This is a genomic window from Shewanella holmiensis (assembly GCF_025370255.1).
Lineage (GTDB): Bacteria > Pseudomonadota > Gammaproteobacteria > Enterobacterales > Shewanellaceae > Shewanella > Shewanella holmiensis.
This window is the reverse complement of record NZ_JAMTCD010000002.1, coordinates 280059-297414: the sequence shown is the minus strand read 5'-3', so window position 1 is coordinate 297414 and position 17356 is coordinate 280059. Positions and strand designations below refer to the sequence as shown.

Sequence of the window (17356 nt, the reverse complement as noted above, 5' to 3'; positions counted from 1 at the left end):
GCATAGAAAGGCCTATAAATGGCAGCGGCTTACTTAACGATTGAAGTCAGTGATTCTTGGTTGCTGTATCGTTTAGAGATAAAGTCTAAAAAGGCACTGATATTTGATGCGAGTTGTCTGCGGCTGGAATACACCCCGTATACTTTAATCGGATCCATTGGCCACTCTTGTAATATAGGCACTAGGCTGCCAGATGCAATTTCTTGTTTACAGCTGGTGTTGGACAGCAGGGCGATGCCAAAATCATCCAGTGCGAAACGTTTTACCATTTTGGCGCTATTAACCCTCACTTTACGCTGAAATGTCGCCATGATTTTACGATTTCCTTTACCAATAGACCAAATCGGCGCCGATAAGCTGGTACCTAATAAAATACCTTGGTGCTTAGTTAACTCTTGTGGCGTGGCGGGGGCACCGTGTTTTTTGATGTAATTGGGGCTGGCAACTAAAATCGGCTGACGTTCAAAAAGCAATCTTGCCACTAAGTCAGACGATTGTAATGGGCCATATTTTATTGCGATATCGTAACCTTCGCCGACTAAACCTATGTCGTTATCGGTAAACTGAATATCCAATTCAATATTAGGGTATAGCCGCATAAAACTTGAGCATAAATGGCCAATGACTTCTTGAGAAAAAGACACAGGAATGGCAATTCTTAGGGAGCCTGCAATGTCACTATGAGTGTTTTCAATTATCGCTTTTGCGGCTTCAATTTCTTGACTGATGGTTTCACAATGCTGAAAAAACAGTGCGCCAATTTGCGTTAGACTGATATTTCTAGAGTCTCTTTGTAATAAACGGACCCCTAATTCTTCTTCAAGTTGTGCAACTTTTCGGCTAATTGTTGATTTAGGTTGTCCGATGTCTCGTGCAGCTTGAGAGAATCCGTTAGCCCTTACTACCGCTGTAAACAGCATCATACCGTTCAAATCCGGCATCTTGCCCTCACTGTCTCAAAAATGGAACGAAGCGTTCAAGGTAGTTTATATGGTAATTAGCCTATTAACAAAGTTATATTTACGGGCTAAAAATTTCAGAGGCTAACGACGCAGAGGATCTAAGGATGACCAGCAAAAAGCAGCCCGCTAACAAGACCCAAGTACTTTCAGCAGATCCATTATTTTTACAAGCTGAACACTTGGCAAAAGATTTTTCGTTATTTCCTGCTCATAGTAAGCAGAGTTTGTCGGAAGAAATTAAAGGGTTATTAACTGAAGATGCAATTCAATCAAACTTAAAAGGTTTGGCATCTTTAGATGTTGACGGATACGTCAACAAAGTTATTTTACCATCTCAAGATAAAAATCGTCCCGGCGCTAAGCGTATGATTGCTGACCTTAAAGGCAAAATCATCTCAGAAAGCCACATAGGGTCATTTTACCGTGCTGAAGTGGAACTAAACTTCGGTACGCGTACTCGCCGCGTTGGTTTTATTGCCCAAGAGCGCAGTACTGCAAACGGCGCTTGGATGCCAGAACATCATTTAGCGGCCTGTAAAGCGATCCGTCACTTTGCTGAGCTGTCTATGCCGATTGTTTTCCTTATCGACACCCCAGGTGCTGATGCTGGTGAAGTGGCTAATAGTCAAAACCAAGCACATACCATTTCTAAAGCGATTGCCGAAAGTGCCAACGTTGACGTGCCTACTGTAGGTATTGTTATTGGTGCTGGCTATTCTGGTGGTGCTATTCCACTGGCTGCCGCCAACATTTTATTGTCTATTCGTGATGGTATTTTCAATACTATTCAACCTCAGGGCTTACAAAGTATTGCACGTAAGTACAACTTATCTTGGCAGGAATGTGCTAAGTCAGTTGGGGTATCACCTGAAGAGTTGTATACCGCGGGTTGCATTGACGGCATTGTTGACTTCACCCCAAGTGATAAAGACGAACGTCAGCATAACTTACGTCGTGCCATTATCAGTTCTATTGAAGCCATTGAACGTGCTGCAGTAAACTTTGTGCGTGAGTCTGACGATTTAAAAGAACACTACGATCGCAGTTTACAGCGTTTCTTAGCGCCGTCTAAAAATCTGATCACACTTGAAAATAACACAGGTTTGGCTGTCGCTAGCAACCCGACGATGCACCACAACATTTTTGGTAGTGCATACCGTTATTTACGTTACTTAACTTTACGCAGCCGCATTCACTCTATTTCATTAGAGCAGTATGGTCGTTTATCGAAAGTTAGCGTACCTGAAGGTGACTTACTTGAGCGTATCAAGCAAGAGCAAGAACGTGTATTCCAAGCTTGGTTAACTAACCCAGATAAATTGGTTTATGACGAAGAGCTCAACAAGTTATGGGGCAACTTTACTGCTAAGCGCAGTGAAGTGTCGACCGAGCGTAACGTGATTACGCGCTTTATTTTAGGTGAACCAAAAGAGAACTATAAAAAAGCCCGTAAGGCTTTATTGTTCAACATTGGTTGGTCCTTGTATCATCGCTGGAAAAGCAACGCTGCAAACAACTTTAAAGGCTTAATTCAGCATTTAGAGTCATTACCTAAGTCTGTTACCCAAGCGCCTTGGCCAGAGCTGAACCAACTGACGGTATTGGATGTGGTTGTAAATGACGAGTTGCGTGAAGACTTCATTTGGCAATGTCATAACATTCTTATCTTCAACGCCCTATATGATAACGTCGTCGGTAGCTTAGCGTCGATTTCTAAAGAAGCGATGATGTCTAAAAGCTTAGCTCGTACTTCGGTTGATAAGTTATTACACAAGTCGATTGATATCGCGTTATCAACTAATGATGAAGCTAACGACAAAGCTAAGTTCTACAAATGGCTTAAATACTTTATGGCACAGTCTAACCGTGCTGAGTTATTAACCCGCGTAGAGCAATGGAAGAGTGTCGGTTTCCCACAACTTAACGATTCATTATTCGTTATTTTAACCTACTTCTTCGAGCGTTTATTACCAGAATACTTCGACAGTGAAGACGAGCACGACAAGTACACAGGGGCAATTAACCCTGTGCGTATTGGTCGTCGTAAAGACTTCTGGAACCGCTTGACCATGGGTTATCAAGATTTGTTAATCCAGAAAGTGCTTCGTGAAGAAAAGCAAAAAGGCAAAATGGGTTGGGAGAGCGTTATTGCTAAGTTCTTCACTCAGTTTGACGAGATCAATGCTGACAAAATGTCGGCAAACTTGCTTAACTTCCCAGGATTCCGTTTGTCGATTGAAGATGCTATCGATAAGAAAATTCGTCCATGCGGTTTAATAACTGGTTTGGCTGATTTTAAACATAACGGTAAAAAATTACGTGTTGGTGTTGCGGTATCAAATACTGCATTCCAAGCGGGTGCATTCGATATGGCCAGTGCTGAAAAGTTCAGTGCGCTATTAATTGAATGTGCGAAGCGTAAATTACCGGTGATTTGTTTTATCAGTTCAGGTGGTATGCAAACGAAAGAAGGTGCAGCAGCACTGTTCTCAATGGCGGTAGTGAATGACCGTATCACGCGCTTTATTCGTGATAATGAATTACCAGTCTTGATGTTTGGTTTTGGTGACTGTACCGGTGGTGCACAAGCTAGCTTTGTGACCCATCCATTAGTGCAAACCTATTATTTGTCAGGGACAAACATGCCATTTGCGGGTCAAATGGTTGTACCTGCATATTTACCATCTACCGCGACGTTGTCTAACTACTTATCCAAAGTACCAGGGGCAATGACAGGTTTGGTTTATAACCCGTTCAGTGACACTTTGGATGGCCAGCTAAGCGGTATTGATCCATTAATGCCGTTACCAACAGCTCATATTGAAGATGTTATTGGTCAAGCTTTATCAACATTAGTGCCAGAAGTGGTTGAGGTTGAAGAAGTGATTCTTCAAGATGATCCCCGTGCCCTAATGAAGCCTATCAACAAAGTCTTGATCCATGCTCGTGGTTGTACCGCGGTTAAATTAATTCGCAAAGCCCATGACAACAACATCAACGTGGTATTGGTAGCATCAGATCCTGATATGACCTCAGTACCAGCGGATATGTTGAAAGAGAACGACAAGCTCGTCTGTATTGGTGGTAACACTTCAGATGAAAGTTACTTAAATGCTTACTCTGTATTGCGAGTCGCTGATTACGAAGACGTAGATGCATTACACCCAGGTATTGGTTTCTTATCTGAAAGCCCTCAATTTGCGGCATTGTGTGTTAACAACGGCGTAAACTTTGTCGGTCCAAGCGTGCACTCAATGACGACTATGGGTAACAAGTCTAATGCTATCCATACTTCACAAGCGCAAAATGTACCGGTTGTTCCAGGTAGTCATGGTATTTTGACTAACGCTGAACAAGCGGTGAATGTGGCGCTTGAAATTGGTTATCCTGTGCTACTTAAAGCCGTTCAAGGTGGTGGTGGTAAAGGTATTCAGGTTGTTAAACGTCCTGAAGACATGATTGGTTTATTCCAAAAAACCGCAACAGAAGCTGCGGCGGCATTTGGTAATGGCGACTTATATCTAGAGAAATACGTTACCTCGTTACGCCACATTGAAGTGCAGTTACTGCGTGACAAGTTTGGTAATACCAAAGTACTGGGTATTCGTGATTGTTCTGTACAACGTAATAACCAGAAAGTGATTGAAGAATCTGGTTCAACTATGTTGCCTGAAGAGTTGAAGCAAAAGGTGATGGATTATACCCGTGCCTTAGGTGATGCTACTGACTATATGGGTGCAGGTACGGTTGAGTTTATCTACAACTTAGATGCTAACGAAGTGTACTTCATGGAAATGAACACCCGTTTACAGGTTGAGCATCCAGTTACTGAAGCTACCTCAGGTATAGATATCGTCAGCGCACAGTTTGATATCGCCGCAGGTCGCTCAATTGAGAAGCTAGAGCCGGTTGAGCAAGGTTATGCCATGGAAGTGCGTGTCACGGCCGAAAAAGCCGCCTTAGACAGCCATGGTATTCTGCAATTGCTGCCTAACCCAGGTAAAATTACTGAATGCATCATGCCACAGCGTGATGATGTTGAGCTGATTTCGATTGCTGAAACCGGTAAAGAAGTCTCGCCATACTATGACAGCTTAATCGCACAGATCATTATTCGCGGTAGCGATCGTGAAGATGTCGTCAAGAAAATGTATGACTATCTAGATACTGTAGTGATCAAAGGTATTGCGACTAACATTCCGTTATTGAAACGTATTCTGAAGGATACCACCTTTAACGAAGGTGTTTATGATACCAATTACTTACCACGCTTAATGGCCGAGTTAGATATTCCTGAGCTTATCGCTGAAATGGAAGCGGCTGCCGAAACCGTTAAAGTGGATACTGAATCACTGCGTGTTGGTGAAAGTAATGAGCTTAAAGTGTTGGCACAGGGCGCGGGTATTTTCTATAGCTCTCCAGCACCAGGTGAAGCTGATTTTGTTAAGGAAGGCGACATAGTAACGGTTGACCAAACCCTAGCACTTACTGAAGCGATGAAAATGTTCTCTCAAGTCACCTTGGCGGGGTTCAACCGTCAAGATGCGGTGTTGTATCCTGAAGATCAGACATACCGAATTGAGCGTATTTTAAACAGTAACGGTCAGCAAGTTTCCCAAAACGATCTGTTATTTGTGATTTCGCCAGTTGAAGCTTAATTAAAGCCTACAAGATGGCAGTAAAATAATGTTGTTATCTTGTGATAAAAATACCCGCTATTAGCGGGTATTTTTTTGTTCGAATCGAGCGCATTTTTTAATATCAACCTCTGTATCTGACACAGGAATGCTCGAATGGGCTCTTTTTGCTAAAACTTAGGTTTTTTTACTGTTTGATTAAAAAATATTCGATTATTTTTATTTTATTGTTTTTTATAGATTAAAGGTCTAAAAAACGTATTTTTTTTGACGAAACATCATAAATATTGCAACTGCCATTTGCGCCCAGCAAGGTTCCAATTTACAATATGCGCCTTAAATAACCTGATGTGCGGTGTGTCGGTAGTTTTTTCGCATGCTCCGTCTACTTCTTAAACTAATCATTAAAGTTGAATCATGACCGAATTATCCAAATACAGAAACATTGGTATCTTCGCTCACGTTGACGCGGGTAAAACCACGACCACCGAGCGTATCCTTAAGCTAACCGGTAAGATCCACAAAATCGGTGAAGTTCACGATGGTGAATCTACTACTGACTTCATGGTACAGGAAGCTGAGCGCGGTATTACTATCCAGTCAGCAGCAGTAAGCTGTTTCTGGAATGACCACCGTTTCAACGTTATCGATACTCCAGGCCACGTTGACTTCACAGTTGAAGTATATCGTTCGCTTAAAGTACTTGACGGCGGTATCGGCGTATTCTGTGGTTCTGGTGGTGTTGAGCCTCAATCAGAAACCAACTGGCGTTATGCTAACGATTCTGAAGTTTCGCGTATCATCTTCGTAAACAAGTTAGACCGTATGGGTGCTGACTTCTTACGTGTTGTTAAGCAAACTAAAGACGTTTTAGCAGCTAACCCATTGGTTATGGTTCTACCTATCGGTATCGAAGACGAGTTCACTGGTGTTGTTGACCTATTAACTCGTAAAGCACACATTTGGGATGATTCTGGTTTACCAGAAAACTTCGTAGTTCAAGATGTGCCAGCTGACATGGTTGACTTAGTTGAAGAATACCGTGAAATGCTAATCGAAACTGCTGTAGAGCAAGACGATGACGTAATGGAAGCATACATGGAAGGCGTTGAGCCATCTATGGAAGACATCAAGCGTTGTATCCGTGCGGGTACTCGTACAATGGCATTCTTCCCAACATACTGTGGTAGTGCGTTCAAGAACAAAGGCATGCAGTTATTGCTTGATGCTGTTGTTGATTACTTACCTGCACCAGATGAAGTTGATCCACAACCTCTTACTGACGAAGAAGGTGTTGAAAACGGCGAATTCGCCATCGTTGATGCTGACTTGCCATTAAAAGCACTAGCATTCAAGATCATGGATGACCGTTTCGGTGCATTAACATTCGTACGTATCTATTCTGGTCGTCTTAAAAAGGGTGACACCATCCTTAACTCGTTCACTGGGAAATCTGAGCGTGTTGGCCGTATGGTTGAGATGTATGCCGATGACCGTATCGAAATTGAATCTGCGCAAGCGGGTGACATTATCGCTATCGTTGGTATGAAGAACGTACAAACAGGTCACACACTATGTGATCCTAAGCACCCATGTACGCTTGAAGCCATGGTATTCCCAGAGCCAGTTATCTCTATCGCTGTAGCGCCAAAAGATAAAGGTGGTTCAGAGAAAATGGGTATCGCTATCGGTAAAATGATTGCAGAAGATCCATCTTTCCGCGTAGAAACTGACGAAGACTCAGGTGAAACCATCCTTAAAGGTATGGGTGAGCTTCACTTAGACATTAAAGTAGACATCCTTAAGCGTACTTATGGTGTTGAACTAATCGTTGGTGAGCCTCAAGTTGCTTACCGTGAAACTATCACAGCAGAAGTTGAAGATAGCTACACGCACAAGAAACAGTCTGGTGGTTCTGGTCAGTTCGGTAAGATCGACTATAAGATCCGTCCAGGTGAAGCAAACACTGGCTTCGTGTTCAAATCATCAGTTGTTGGTGGTAACGTACCTAAAGAATTCTGGCCTGCGGTTCAGAAAGGTTTCGGTAGCATGATGAACACAGGTACTATCGCTGGCTTCCCAGTGTTAGACGTTGAATTTGAATTAACTGACGGTGCATTCCACGCAGTTGACTCATCAGCAATCGCGTTCGAAATCGCTGCTAAAGGCGCTTTCCGTCAATCAATCGCTAAAGCTAAGCCACAACTTCTTGAGCCTATCATGAAAGTTGACGTGTTCAGCCCAGACGATAACGTTGGTGACGTAATTGGTGACTTAAACCGTCGTCGCGGTATGATCAAAGATCAAAACGCTGGCGTTACTGGTGTTCGTATCAAGGCTGACGTACCGTTATCAGAAATGTTCGGTTACATCGGTTCACTACGTACAATGACTTCTGGTCGTGGTCAGTTCTCTATGGAGTTCGCTCACTACTCACCATGTCCAAACAGCGTTTCTGAGAAAGTTGTTGCTCAAGTTAAAGAACGTAAAGCTGCTGAAGCTAAGAAGTAATTCTTAATTTAACAGTTTAAAAAACCGCTGCTTGCAGCGGTTTTTTTATGCTTAAAATTTGAAGAATGGCAGTAGTGAACATTTGTAAAGCAAGATAAAAATTAAATAATAGAATTAAACTGTAAAGTGGTTTAAATTTAATCAGATTCAATAAGTTTTTGTGAAAAGGAGTTTTACATGAAGTTGTTACATCTTTCTGCTGCCATGCTTTCACTTGCAGTTTCATTTGATACTGTTGCTGCAACCCAACCTAAACCCGCCACCGACCATACAAAACAAGCTAATAATGCTGTACTAGAAGCGTTGCCATTTAGTGATAAACAAGATTTTGAAAATGCCAAACGTGGTTTTATTGCCAAGCCTGATGTTGTTACTATTAAGGATGCTAAAGGAAATGTTGTTTGGGATCTTGAGCAATACAAGACCTACATCAGTGAAGAAAAATCCGCCCCTGATACCGTGAATCCAAGTTTGTGGCGAAATTCTCAATTAGTGATGCAGCATGGTCTATTTGAGGTTCGTGAAAATATTTATCAGATTCGGAGTTTCGATTTAAGTAATATTACCTTTATTAAAGGGAAAACGGGTTGGATCGTATTTGATCCACTTATCTCACCTGAAACAGCTAAAGCGGCTCTGGATTTTATTAATCAACAACTCGGTCCACGCCCTGTGGTTGCCATTGTCTATAGCCATAGTCATATTGATCACTACGGCGGTGCAACTGGCCTTGCAACAGCCGATGATGTGGCCTCGGGTAAAGTGCAAGTGATCGCGCCAGAACATTTTACAGAGCATGCGGTTTCTGAGAATGTGATAGCGGGTAATGCCATGGGACGTCGTGCTGTATATATGTACGGGGCCTTGTTACCTCGAAATGCCAAAGGCGGTGTTAACGGTGGTTTAGGCATGACGGTTTCTACTGGTTTAGCAGGATTGCTTGTGCCGAGCAAAGAAATTACCAAAACGGGTGAATCAGTGACCGTTGATGGTGTTGAAATGGTATTTCAGATGACGCCCGGTACGGAAGCGCCAGCTGAAATGAATACTTGGTTCCCACAGTTTAAAGCATTATGGATGGCAGAAAATACTACCAATACCATGCATAATATTTTAACCCTGCGTGGTGCTCAGGTGCGTGATGCGCTAATTTGGTCCAGCTTTTTAGATGAAACTATTAACCTTTGGGGTGATAAGGTTGAGGTCAAGTTCCAAAGTCATCATTGGCCATTATGGGAAAGTAAAAATATTGTTCCTTACTTTAAAAAGCAACGTGATATTTATAAGTTTACCCATGATCAATCTGTAAGGTTAATGAACCAAGGTTATACGGGGGAAGAGATTTCAGAAATGATCAAATTGCCTGCCGAACTTGAGCAAAACTGGGCTACACGAGGCTATTACGGCACCTTACGCCATAACAGCCGTGCGGTATATCAACGTTATATGGGGTGGTATGATGGTAATCCAGCAAATTTAAATAATTTACCGCCAGAGCAAGTCGCCAAAAAATATATGGAATATATGGGCGGTGAAAAAGCGGTGATTGCTAAAGCGCGTGACTCATTTACCAAAGGTGAATACCGTTGGGTTGCTGAAGTCATGAAACATGCTGTGTTTGCGAACGTTAATAGTACGGAAGCTAAAGAATTACTGGCAGATAGCCTTGAGCAGTTAGGATATCAAGCTGAGTCAGGCCCATGGCGCTCGGTGTATTTACAAGGCGCTTATGAGTTACGCAACGGCATTCCTTCAGCTGGTGGCACTCAAACGGCTACACCAGATACTATTCGCGCTATGACCCCAGAAATGTTGTTTGACTATCTTGCCGTTAGGCTTGATCCAGCTAAAGCGGAAGGTAAAAATATTGATATTAATATCGACTTTACTGATCTGAAGCAAAACTTCACATTGACCGTTGAAAATGCAGTTTTACATCATAGTAAAAATCAGGTGAAAGACCCAGATGTGGCGTTGGTCATGAGTATGAAAACCATGAATCGTATTCAATTAAAAGAAATGTCTTTTGATGATGCGATTAAGAATGGCGACATTAAAATGGCTGGTGATAAAGCTTTATTTAGCTCATTTTTAGCCATGTTAGATGATTACAATTTTTGGTTTAATGTTGTGATGCCATAACCAGAAACCTCATTTAAGATTAGATATTTAACCAATAAAAATGCCACTTCAAATGAAGTGGCATTTTTTAGTTATTCATCAAGCTTATTTGCTGTGGTTGTTGCCCACGATAGCGTCTTTATTGTCAGCTTGTGCGACATGACACTGAACACAGAAGTAGTATTCATTGTTAAATTTTCCATCAGCCTCAAGATGAGATTTATCAACCGCAGTGGCTTTCATCTTGGTCGCTTTTTCTGTGCTATGACAGGTTAGGCACCCATTCTTTTTGGTGGTAATAGAATAGCTGTCTTTATGCGGGATCAATGGTGGCTGATGGATAAAGGTACGTTCAATCGCTTTGCCTTTACTTGGGTAAGTCGGCACAGCATCAGCAGATAATGTTGTACTGACTTCAGCCTGGCGTAATGATTTAACCTCTACAGACGCGGTTTCAGCTTGTCCACCAAAGGCGGTTAAACCAAGGACTAATGTCGCCACACTCAATAATATTTTCATGTTTTACTCCGTAACATCCTAGATGAATGTTTCAAATTCTTGTCGTGGTGAGCGGCTAATCAAGTCACGCTAATTAGCCTAAACTCACCACATCTTTAATGGTGTACCTGACTTATGCTTTCATGACCTTAACAGGGCATTTTTTGAAGTCAGTCTCTTTCGATAACGGGTCAGTTGCATCTAACAATAGTTTGTTTACAAGCTGTCTAGCATCGAAGAATGGCATGAACACCACACCTCTAGGTGGCTTGTTACGGCCTTTGGTTTCAACGCGTGTTTTGATTTCACCGCGTGGTGAGGCCACAATGACTTCATCACCACGATTGACGCCGCGCGCTTTAGCATCTTCAGGATGCATAAAGATTTGTGCATCAGGATAAGCTTTGTGTAGCTCAGGTACACGGGCGGTCATCGATGCAGTGTGCCAGTGTTCAAGAACACGACCCGTTGACATCCATAAATCATATTCGCTGTTAGGCTCTTCTGCTGCAGGCTCATATGGCAGTGCAAAAATGACAGCTTTACCGTCTGGCTTGCCATAGAAGTTAAACCCTTCGCCAGCCTTAACGTAGGGATCGCTGCCTTCAACAAAGCGACGTAGTGTTTCTTTACCGTCAACAACAGGCCAACGTTTACCACGGTTTTCATGGTAGTTGTCAAAGGTATCCAAATCGTGCGCATGGCCACGGCCAAACTGCGCATATTCTTCAAACAGACCTTTTTGCAGATAGAAGCCGAAGTCTTTGCTCTCGTCGTTATAGGCGCCTTTACATTCAGATGCAGGGAACTTATTCACAACACCATTTGCAAACAGAATGTCGTATAAGGTTTTATCTGCATACTCAGGCTTTTTAGCGATAAGTTCAGCTGGCCAAACTTCAGATACTTTAAAGCGTTTTGAGAACTCAACTAATTGCCATAGATCAGATTTTGCGCCTTCAGGTGTAGGCACTTGTTGATGCCACATATGGGTACGGCGTTCGGCGTTACCGTAAGCACCTTCTTTTTCTACCCACATTGCTGTTGGGAGGATAAGGTCGGCGGCGGTTGCGGTTACGGTTGGGTATGGGTCTGATACAACAATAAAGTTTTCAGGGTTACGGAACCCTGGGTAAATTTCATCATTGATGTTAGGGCCAGCTTGCATATTGTTAGTACACATAGTCCAGTAACAATTGAGCTTACCATCTTTAAGCATACGGCTTTGAAGTACGGCATGGTAACCTGGTTTTGGCGGAATAGCGCCTGCAGGAAGTTGCCATAGTTTTTCGGTAATTTCACGGTGCTTATCGTTATTTACCACCATGTCAGCAGGTAGACGATGGGCAAATGTTCCGACTTCACGTGCAGTACCACAAGCTGAAGGTTGACCTGTTAATGAAAACGGACTGTTCCCTGGTGTGGCAATTTTACCGGTTAACAAGTGGATGTTGTAAAGCATGTTATTAGCCCACACTCCACGGGTGTGCTGGTTAATACCCATGGTCCACAAGCTCATCACTTTGATGTTAGGATCGGCATAAGCTTTGGCCATAGTTTCAAGGCTTTCAACCGGTACACCACTCATTTTAGATGCGTACTCAGCGGTGTAAGTGCTAACAAATTTAGCATATTCCTCGAAGCTAATTGGGGTTGCTCCACCGTTGTCAGGGTTTTTAGCTTTTTTCTGTAGCGGATGCTCAGGACGTAAACCATAACCAATGTCGGTGACACCAAGGGCAAATTTGGTGTGCTTGGTAACGAAGTCTTTGTTTACAGCATTATTTTGAATAATGTAGTTAGCAATATAGTTAAGTAAGACTAAGTCCGTTTGTGGTTTGAAAATCATTGGGTTATCAGCAAGATCAAAGCTGCGGTTTTCAAAGGTTGATAACACATGAACGCGAGCATCTTTATGGCTTAAACGACGGTCAGTAAGACGTGCCCATAAAATAGGGTGCATCTCAGCCATGTTCGCGCCCCAAAGCACGAAATGATCAGCCGCTTCTAAGTCGTCATAACATCCCATTGGTTCATCAATACCAAAGGTACGCATAAAACCGCCTACCGCAGATGCCATACAGTGGCGAGCATTTGGATCTAGGTTGTTAGTTAAAAAGCCGGCTTTATGCAGTTTAGCTGCAGCGTAGCCTTCCCAAATTGTCCATTGTCCAGAACCAAACATACCTACAGAGGTTGGGCCTTTTTTGGCAATACTGGCTTTCCATTTGTCGGCCATAGTATCAAGTGCAACATCCCAGCTTACAGGAGTGAATTCACCTTCTTTGTGGTATTTGCCATCTTTCATGCGCAATAAAGGAGATGTTAGGCGGTCTTTGCCATACATGATTTTTGATAGGAAGTAGCCTTTAACACAGTTAAGGCCTTTGTTGACTGGGCTTTCTGGGTCACCCTGGGTAGCAACAACTTTGCCGCCTTTGGTTCCCACTAAAACGCTACAACCCACGCCGCAAAAACGACACGGGGCTTTGTCCCATTTGACGTCATTGCTACCTTCGGCAGCGTTCACGACACTAATAGGTATTGCTAAGCCAACGGCAGAGGCTGCTGCTGCAGCTGCGTTGGCCTTTAGAAACTCGCGACGGCTTATGCTCATGGTGTCCCTCACTCTTTATTGATTTAAACTCACAAATACACATGTAATTCATGTTTGTTATGTTATTGAGTGTAAACCTGATAATTTGTAAGGGTATACCCCTGAATGGGTATACTGATTAATAGTTGCTCGATGTCACATTTTTTAGCGTGAGGTAGATCCCATTTTATTACTAATGAAAATGCTGATTTAGATAACGCTTTTATAGAGTCCTAGCTAAATAGTTAGCATACTCATAAAGGAGTGTTATTGGTCGTGATTAATACCCAGTTAGCTCCATATACCCTTTGCCCGAATGTGAGCCGCTGATTTTTATCGGCCCCTCCCAGTAAGTGGTGGATAGTGACATCTCGCTACTAGGGTTTAAGGCTTGGGTGGCAATATGAATGTTTTCACTGTGAATGTCGATTTTCCAGGCTGTTGGGTAGCGAGTGTTATTTTGGGTATGCCACGATATTGGCTGCATGACGATATCATCGGGGTGAGTCGCGCTGTTAATATTGCGGCCAGTGCCGTCAGCGAACATCAGTCTGGCACTATAAAAGCTATCTTGTGGATGTTGGCCTCTTAACCTGAACATCATTAACGTTTGTTGTGCATTGAGGCGGATAGAAAACCAATCCCATCCTTGTTGGCTTTGGGTTAATAACTGTGAACTCCACTCCCTATCTAGCCAGGCATCCCCTGATACAGACACTGTCTTACCTTCACGGGTGATGGTGCCCGTGACTTCAATATAAGGCTGGCTGTAATAATGCGAGGCGACTTGTGCATCAGCACTTTTTACGCTGAATCCTTGATCGCCTTGCAACTGCCATTGCGCCGTGCTGTTGAGTTCGAGTTGATATGCAAATTCAGGCTCTTCAACACTCAAGGTGGCCGGGAAGGGGTGTTGAGTTTCACTTTGCCAGCGCCAATTTTCTAGGTAAATTGAAAAGGGAACGGCACTGACATGGGCAAACTCAGGGTGACTACGGGAAAACTTTTCCGCGCTATAATGTTTCGTTTGGGTTGTAAGCGCGGCGTGCGCCATAAACATCTGATTAGTCGCCCATGCCGATTTTGGGCTCGATTCTTGTGTGTCTGGAGGACTTAATGCGCTGCGAAATTGAGTCCATTGAATACCGACTTGCTCACCTTCTGAAGTGGTTAGATTGGCAGTGATATACCACCATTCGATCCGGTATCCTTCGTGGGGTAAATGATCTTTAGGAAACTCAATGCGATTATCTCTACTCACTTGATGGTATTGTAATAAAGCATCATCTGCGGCTAATAACTTACCCATCGAAATGCCAGAATTTTGCTTATCATTATGGTCATTTTTTTGCGCATTAGGTTGGCAACCACTCGTGCATAGCATCAAACCAAGCAGCGTCAAACCACAAAGTAATATCGTGCGTAAGCGGTTCATTATAATGACTCCTGTTGCAGGCTACTTATGAGTGGCTTACGTGTTTGCCAATATAAAGGTAACGCCACAGCAACCAGACAACTTATCATTGCGATTACGACAACGCGTCCATATGCAGGCCAGTCCCATAGCATGGCAATGGTCCAGCCAAAGGCTTGTAAGGTAACTTTGTTAATAAGTAAATAACCTAATATTGCTCCCATGGGCAGTGCAAGCAAGCAGGTAAATAATACAATTAACATCATCTGAGAGGTCACCATCACTCTGAGTTGTGTTCTACTCACCCCTAACGCATACAACCTTGCTAAAGGTGCTAGCCTTGCTTGAGTCAGCATAATACAAGCACTAAACAAGCCAATGGTTGCGACCATTAAGGTTAAGCTATTCAGTACGACGGTTATCGAAAAGGTTTTGGTGAACATTTTAATGGCTTCATCTTTAATGCTTTGTTGGCTATACATGTGAGCAGATGATAACCCTTGTTGGGTGATCAATTCTTGCTGTAGTGCTTCAATGTTACCCTGGTAATTAACCGCTAAACTGATGGGCTGGAGTGGCAATGCATGTTGTTGCCAAACACTCGGAGCAATGATGACTTCACCAACGGGGTTACCGTAATCGAAATAGATCCCACTAATGATGAATTCGGGTGTTGCTTGAGTCTGTATAGCTGCAGATGTTTTAGAAGACTGGTTATGTAGTTTGTCTATTTTAATTCTATCGCCCACATTGAGTTGGTATTTTATTGATAAAGGCTCGCTGATCAGTACCGTTTGCCCCTGTTGGAATTGTTGCCAGAATAATGCAGACCTTGTGCTGGGGGACTTAAATGCTGTGGTGTGTTTGATAGAGTAAATATCTCTGCTGACTAAGTTAATAGGCACCGATGATTGAGTCTTAACTTCAAGCTTGGCTTTGGTGCTCCATTGTTGATATATCGCACTGACCTTAGGTTCGGCTTGCAGCCATGCATTAATTTCAGGGATAGCATTGGGATTAGGCTTGATATATAAATCAGCATGAAGCCTAGCATCTAACCACTGTTTTAGGGTGACTTCAAAGCTGCCCACTAAGGTGTTCATGGAGATGTTGGCACATAATGCTAACAATATTGCCATCATGGCTAAAGAAAGCGGGGCGATAATCTCTTTTGTTTCAGCAACCACGTAATGCCAAATTCCTTTTGGCATAAAAGGTAATATTAGTTTTACACAGACATTGATAGTCATTGGTAAAAGTAATGGAATGGCAATTGTCACTAACCCTAGTAAAAGTAAACTGAGTTTATATTGGGTGGTAATACTAAACAGTAGTGCAGTTGTCGCTAATATTAGGCAGGCCGCAAACGCTTGGCGTTTGAATAGTTTTTCAAACGGCATTAACTGAGCCTGACGTTGTCCTCCCTGAGCCAGCGGAACCCGTGATAATTGCAATAGTAATGGCCAACACGCGGCTAATGAGGCGAATAAAGTTAGCCCCAACCCCTGAGCAAACCACTGCCATTGCCACAAACCGGGTAAGAGTTTAGCACCGTATATTTGTGCTAATGTCATCGCAACCATGGGTTGTAACCATTGTGAGAGTTGCAGTCCCATAATAAAGCCGACAATGCTGCCAATAACAACCAGCAAGACGATTTCAACCACAAGTGCACAAAGTAAATTATGGCGGCCTATTCCCATCTGGAGCAGTTGAATGAACAACTTTTGTCTCTTCATCAAACTGTAGCGCACCCCGTTATAGGCAATGAATAATCCCACAACAAAGGCGAGCATACTCATTGCATCTAAATTCAGATGAAAACTATTGGTCAGTGCGCTGAGCGACTCACCATCATCTTGACGATTTATGCTGATTTGGCGGCTATCCAGTTTGGCATCTTCGAGCGCATTAATGATGATGTTTGTTTGCGCCTCGATATCGACGACGTCGGTTTTTTTGGGAAAAAATACCGCGATATAACTTAACTGATCAGGCATTTGCAATAACTGCTGAGCAAATGAGATATCCGCTAACATGTTATTACCTAAGCCAAGGCTTTCTTCTACTGCAATCAGCTCAAGCGGAATATCATTTAGTACTAATGGCCCTTTGGCCAATGCATTCACTCTATCAACCACACTAGCTGACATCATCACCGCAGCATGGCCGTTTAACAAGCGCTCCAGTGGTATTGATTTTGATGGGGGGGGCGACGTTGGAGAAGCTGTTTGGGGGGGAGATGTTGGCTTAATTGATACCGCAGCCATAATATCGCTGCCTGTGACTTTCCATGAACGTCCTTGGGGATCACTCACGATACCTTCTATGACGGCTAATGCCGGAATACCTGCACGGCGTAGGGCGAAATAAACACCTTCATCAATACTGGTTTGATCGTTATTACTGAGGTAAAAGCTCGCACGCTGGCTAAGTAATTCGGTGGCATTGCCGTAGCTTTGTTTAGCATTTTCATTGGTGGCTTTGACGCCTATTAACAGGGTGACGGCGAGAATGATGCCCAATAAAATGGCACTGGCTTGAATAGGCGCCTTAAGGTAATGACGACTGAAAACCCCTAAGCTGCGATATATAAGTGGCAATGAAAGTGTCATAG

General features: G+C 43.1%; 8 protein-coding genes. 3 read left to right on the top strand and 5 right to left on the bottom strand.

The window, feature by feature from the left end; all coding sequences use genetic code 11:
- Positions 1 to 29 precede the first annotated feature (29 nt).
- Positions 30 to 941, bottom strand: a complete 912-nt coding sequence (locus NE535_RS02860; RefSeq protein ID WP_261297182.1) for a LysR family transcriptional regulator — start codon at positions 939 to 941, stop codon at positions 30 to 32.
- 125 nt (positions 942 to 1066) lie between these two features.
- Here NE535_RS02860 and NE535_RS02855 point away from each other — a divergent pair, with 125 nt between their 5' ends.
- The 3 genes from NE535_RS02855 (at position 1067) to NE535_RS02845 (ending at position 10252) form a co-directional block, all read left to right on the top strand.
- Positions 1067 to 5620: an ATP-binding protein gene (locus NE535_RS02855; RefSeq protein WP_261297181.1), complete on the top strand. Its 4554-nt coding sequence runs from the start codon at positions 1067 to 1069 to the stop codon at positions 5618 to 5620.
- A 396-nt stretch (positions 5621 to 6016) separates the two neighbouring features.
- Positions 6017 to 8110, top strand: coding sequence for an elongation factor G (fusA, locus tag NE535_RS02850; RefSeq protein ID WP_261297180.1), 2094 nt, complete (start codon positions 6017 to 6019; stop codon positions 8108 to 8110).
- 177 nt (positions 8111 to 8287) lie between these two features.
- Positions 8288 to 10252 carry an alkyl/aryl-sulfatase gene (locus NE535_RS02845; protein ID WP_261297179.1) on the top strand — a complete coding sequence of 655 codons (1965 nt, stop codon included), beginning with the start codon at positions 8288 to 8290 and terminating at the stop codon, positions 10250 to 10252.
- A gap of 84 nt (positions 10253 to 10336) precedes the next feature.
- Here NE535_RS02845 and NE535_RS02840 read toward each other — a convergent pair whose 3' ends face one another.
- From NE535_RS02840 to NE535_RS02825, 4 genes are all read right to left on the bottom strand, one after another.
- On the bottom strand, positions 10337 to 10750 hold the full coding sequence (locus NE535_RS02840; RefSeq protein WP_261297178.1) for a nitrate reductase cytochrome c-type subunit: 414 nt from the start codon (positions 10748 to 10750) through the stop codon (positions 10337 to 10339).
- A gap of 112 nt (positions 10751 to 10862) precedes the next feature.
- Positions 10863 to 13346, bottom strand: coding sequence for a nitrate reductase catalytic subunit NapA (napA, locus tag NE535_RS02835; protein WP_261297177.1), 2484 nt, complete (start codon positions 13344 to 13346; stop codon positions 10863 to 10865).
- 259 nt (positions 13347 to 13605) lie between these two features.
- Positions 13606 to 14760 (bottom strand): lipocalin-like domain-containing protein, encoded by a 1155-nt coding sequence (locus NE535_RS02830; protein WP_261297176.1) that lies wholly within the window; start codon positions 14758 to 14760, stop codon positions 13606 to 13608.
- A complete protein-coding gene (locus tag NE535_RS02825) occupies positions 14760 to 17354 on the bottom strand; it encodes an ABC transporter permease (RefSeq protein ID WP_261297175.1) in 2595 nt (864 codons plus the stop codon). Before NE535_RS02825 ends, NE535_RS02830 begins: the two co-directional genes overlap by 1 nt.
- Positions 17355 to 17356 lie beyond the last annotated feature (2 nt).

Bases quoted from the DNA above. Each gene is read 5' to 3' on its own strand.
- fusA (WP_261297180.1), top strand. From the start codon at position 6,017: ATGACCGAATTATCCAAATACAGAAACATTGGTATCTTCGCTCACGTT.
- NE535_RS02840 (WP_261297178.1), bottom strand. From the start codon at position 10,750: ATGAAAATATTATTGAGTGTGGCGACATTAGTCCTTGGTTTAACCGCC.
- napA (WP_261297177.1), bottom strand. From the start codon at position 13,346: ATGAGCATAAGCCGTCGCGAGTTTCTAAAGGCCAACGCAGCTGCAGCA.
- NE535_RS02855 (WP_261297181.1), top strand. From the start codon at position 1,067: ATGACCAGCAAAAAGCAGCCCGCTAACAAGACCCAAGTACTTTCAGCA.
- NE535_RS02825 (WP_261297175.1), bottom strand. From the start codon at position 17,354: ATGACACTTTCATTGCCACTTATATATCGCAGCTTAGGGGTTTTCAGT.
- NE535_RS02860 (WP_261297182.1), bottom strand. From the start codon at position 941: ATGCCGGATTTGAACGGTATGATGCTGTTTACAGCGGTAGTAAGGGCT.
- NE535_RS02830 (WP_261297176.1), bottom strand. From the start codon at position 14,760: ATGAACCGCTTACGCACGATATTACTTTGTGGTTTGACGCTGCTTGGT.
- NE535_RS02845 (WP_261297179.1), top strand. From the start codon at position 8,288: ATGAAGTTGTTACATCTTTCTGCTGCCATGCTTTCACTTGCAGTTTCA.